At 70.5% G+C, this 3,088-nt stretch carries 3 protein-coding genes and 1 pseudogene; 3 read left to right on the plus strand and 1 reads right to left on the minus strand.

All coding sequences use genetic code 11. The features are described 5' to 3' along the window. The 3 genes from FUT87_RS08290 to FUT87_RS08300 form a co-directional block, all read left to right on the plus strand. Positions 1–416 (plus strand): cytidylyltransferase domain-containing protein (locus FUT87_RS08290; RefSeq protein ID WP_404935375.1); only part of this gene is annotated, 416 nt, incomplete at its 5' end. 148 nt (positions 417–564) lie between these two features. Beyond that, the gene (gene adk / locus FUT87_RS08295; protein ID WP_147240717.1) at positions 565–1,218 is read left to right on the plus strand and encodes an adenylate kinase; all 654 of its coding nucleotides are present in this window, start codon (positions 565–567) and stop codon (positions 1,216–1,218) included. A 162-nt stretch (positions 1,219–1,380) separates the two neighbouring features. Continuing rightward, positions 1,381–2,139 carry a 3-hydroxyacyl-CoA dehydrogenase gene (locus tag FUT87_RS08300; RefSeq protein ID WP_147240718.1) on the plus strand — a complete coding sequence of 253 codons (759 nt, stop codon included), beginning with the start codon at positions 1,381–1,383 and terminating at the stop codon, positions 2,137–2,139. A 45-nt stretch (positions 2,140–2,184) separates the two neighbouring features. Here FUT87_RS08300 and FUT87_RS08305 read toward each other — a convergent pair. Then, positions 2,185–3,088 (minus strand): annotated as a pseudogene (locus FUT87_RS08305) (patatin-like phospholipase family protein); the annotation flags it as partial.

Consider the following 3,088-nt stretch of genomic DNA (forward strand, 5'->3'; position numbering starts at 1 on the left):
CCGAGCTGCTGGCCGCGCGGCCGCAGTGCGCGATGGCGACGGTCGCGCACGCGATCGACGACGACGCCGAGTTCGCGAATCCGAACGTGGTGAAGCTGGTGACCGACGCGCAAGGCCTGGCGCTGTATTTCTCCCGCGCGCCCATCCCCTGGTGGCGGGACGCGCCAGGCGGCGGCGCCCGCATCAAGCCGGGGGCGGTCCTGCGCCACGTCGGCCTGTATGCCTATCGCGCCGGTTTCCTGCGCCGCTTCCCGACGCTGGCCGTCTCGCCGCTGGAGCAGATCGAGGCCCTCGAGCAGTTGCGCGTGCTGTGGCACGGCGAGCGCATCGCGGTGCATGTCAGCGACGAGCGGCCCGGCCCCGGCGTGGACACGCCCGAGGACCTGGAACGCGTCAGACAGCTGATGGCGAGCTGAATCGCGGCCCTGGCCCGACCGGGTGACGGGCCCTGTCATTCGACGGTCGCGTCAGCGGGGCGTAGGCAGGCCCGTGCTATCCTCGCCCGCAGTTTTCGAGGGCGCGTCGACCCGTGCGGCGCGCCCTCTCCCCATATCGAGGAGACCCATGCGACTGATTCTTCTGGGCGCCCCTGGCGCCGGTAAAGGCACCCAGGCGGCTTTCATCTGCCAAAAGTTCGGTATCCCGCAGATCTCCACCGGAGACATGCTGCGCGCCGCCGTCAAGGCGGGCACCGAACTCGGCGTCGCGGCCAAGAAGGTGATGGACGCCGGCGGCCTCGTCAGCGACGACATCATCATCGGCCTGGTCAAGGAGCGCATCGCGCAGCCGGACTGCGCCAAGGGTTTCCTGTTCGACGGCTTCCCCCGCACCATCCCGCAGGCCGACGCGATGAAGGCCGCCGGCGTGAAGCTTGATTTCGTGCTCGAGATCGACGTCCCTGACGCCGCCATCATCGAGCGCATGAGCGGCCGCCGCGTGCACGTCGGCTCGGGTCGCACCTATCACACCAAGTTCAACCCGCCCAAGGTCGCCGGCAAGGACGATGTCACCGGCGAGGACCTGATCCAGCGCGACGACGACAAGGAAGAGACCGTCAAGAAGCGGCTCGAGGTGTACCAGGCCCAGACCCGCCCGCTGGTGGACTACTACTCGACCTGGGCCGCCAGCGGTGACGCGCAGGCGCCGCAGTACCGCCGCATCGAAGGCATCGGCACGGTCGACGAGATCACCAGCCGCGCCCTCGCCGCGCTGGGCTGAGACCCGACGATCCGCGACGCGCGCGTCGCGACAGCAACGATGGCGGCCCACGAGGTCGCCATTTTTCCGCCGACAATTGACGTTTACGTCAACGGCAACCAGCCGACGCGCGGCCGCCTCGCCGCCGCCCGGACACAGGAACCCCCTGGAAGGAGACATCCCATGGACATCGCGAACAAGGTCTTCATCGTCACCGGCGGCGCGTCGGGACTCGGCGAGGGCACGGCCCGCATGCTGGCGCGCGAAGGCGCGACCGTCGTCATCGCCGACCTGCAGGTCGAGCGCGGCGAAGCCCTGGCCCGGGAGCTGAACGGCGCCTTCGTCAAGTGCGACGTCAGCCAGGAGGCCGACGCGCAGGCGGTCGTCGCCAAGGCGGTTTCGTTGGGCAAGCTGATGGGCCTGGTGAACTGCGCCGGCATCGCGCCGGCCGCCAAGACGATCGGCAAGGACGGCGCGCATGCGCTGGCGACCTTCTCCAAGGTCATCACCGTCAACCTGGTCGGCAGCTTCAACATGATCCGCCTGGCCGCCGAGGCGATGAGCCGGAACGAACCCGAGCCCACCGGCGAGCGCGGCGTCCTGATCTCGACCGCCTCGGTCGCCGCCTATGACGGCCAGATGGGCCAGGCGGCCTATGCGGCCTCCAAGGGCGGCGTCGTCGGCATGACGCTGCCGATCGCGCGTGACCTGGCCCGCAACGGCATCCGCAACATGACGATCGCCCCCGGCATCTTCGGCACGCCGATGCTGTTCGGCATGCCGCAGGAGGTGCAGGACGCGCTGGCCGCGAGCGTGCCCTTCCCGTCCCGCCTGGGCCGCCCGGAGGACTACGCCAAGCTGGTCCACCAGATCGTCACCAACGACATGCTCAACGGCGAGGTGATCCGCCTGGACGGCGCGATCCGGATGGCGCCGAAGTGAGCATCGAGGGGCGCGCCGGGCGGACGCTGCGGCGCCCGCCGCGCCTCACTTCAGCCGGCCCAGGCTTTCCCTCAAGCGGATGAACGCGGGGGCCGAACGCAGCGCCTCGGCACCGGCCTTCTGCAGCTCCTGCACGTCGCGGCCCTCGATGGTGAAGGCCGTCGGCACGCGCAGCAGGCTGTGGCGGATCTTGTCGTCCGGCACGTCATGCAGGCTCACGCTGACGATGTGGAGCTCGGCGTCCGCCGCGAAGGGACTCCCCGGCGTGCCGCGCGTGCGCATCAGTTCCGCCTGCCAGCGACGGTGGTCGTCGTTGAGCATGGCCAGCGTCACCTGCGTCTCGCGCGCGCCGGCGCCGAAGACCAGGGTCTCGATGACCTGCCCCGTCGACGGCACCTGGTCGCTGGCGTCGATGCGCTCGGCCAGGTCGCGCTCCGAGTTCACGGTGATCAGGACCATCCGGTGGATCGAGCCGGGCGGCGCGTCCGGGAAGGACGAGGCGATCGAGCCGCCGGCCAGCAGCCGGTCCAGCATCAGCCGCGCGCCGGTGTTGTCGGAGACCCCGCCGTCCACGAGGTGGATGTACGGCCGCTCCTTGGCGTCGCGGTAGCTTTGCGCGCTCAGCGCCAGCAGCCGGGTGCGGTAGTCGTCGGACGTCGCCGGGCCGCGCGGTGGCGTCGCCGCGGGGGCGCACTCGCCGGCGTGGTTCTTCAGGGTCATCGGCGACAGCAGGATGGGCACCGCCGACGAGGCGGCGACCGCGAACGACAGCGGCGTGCGGTCCAGGTCCGAGCAGATCAGGCCGAACTGCTCGGGCGTGAAATCGAAGGGGGCGCCGGTGGTGAGGTCGGTAGCGGTCACCATCAGGTCCGGCGCATGGGGGCGTGACTTCAGGTCGCCGAAGGTCAGGCCGCGATAGAGCTCGTCGAGCCGCTGCGCCAGGCGCTGG

This window comes from Mitsuaria sp. TWR114, assembly GCF_007997345.1.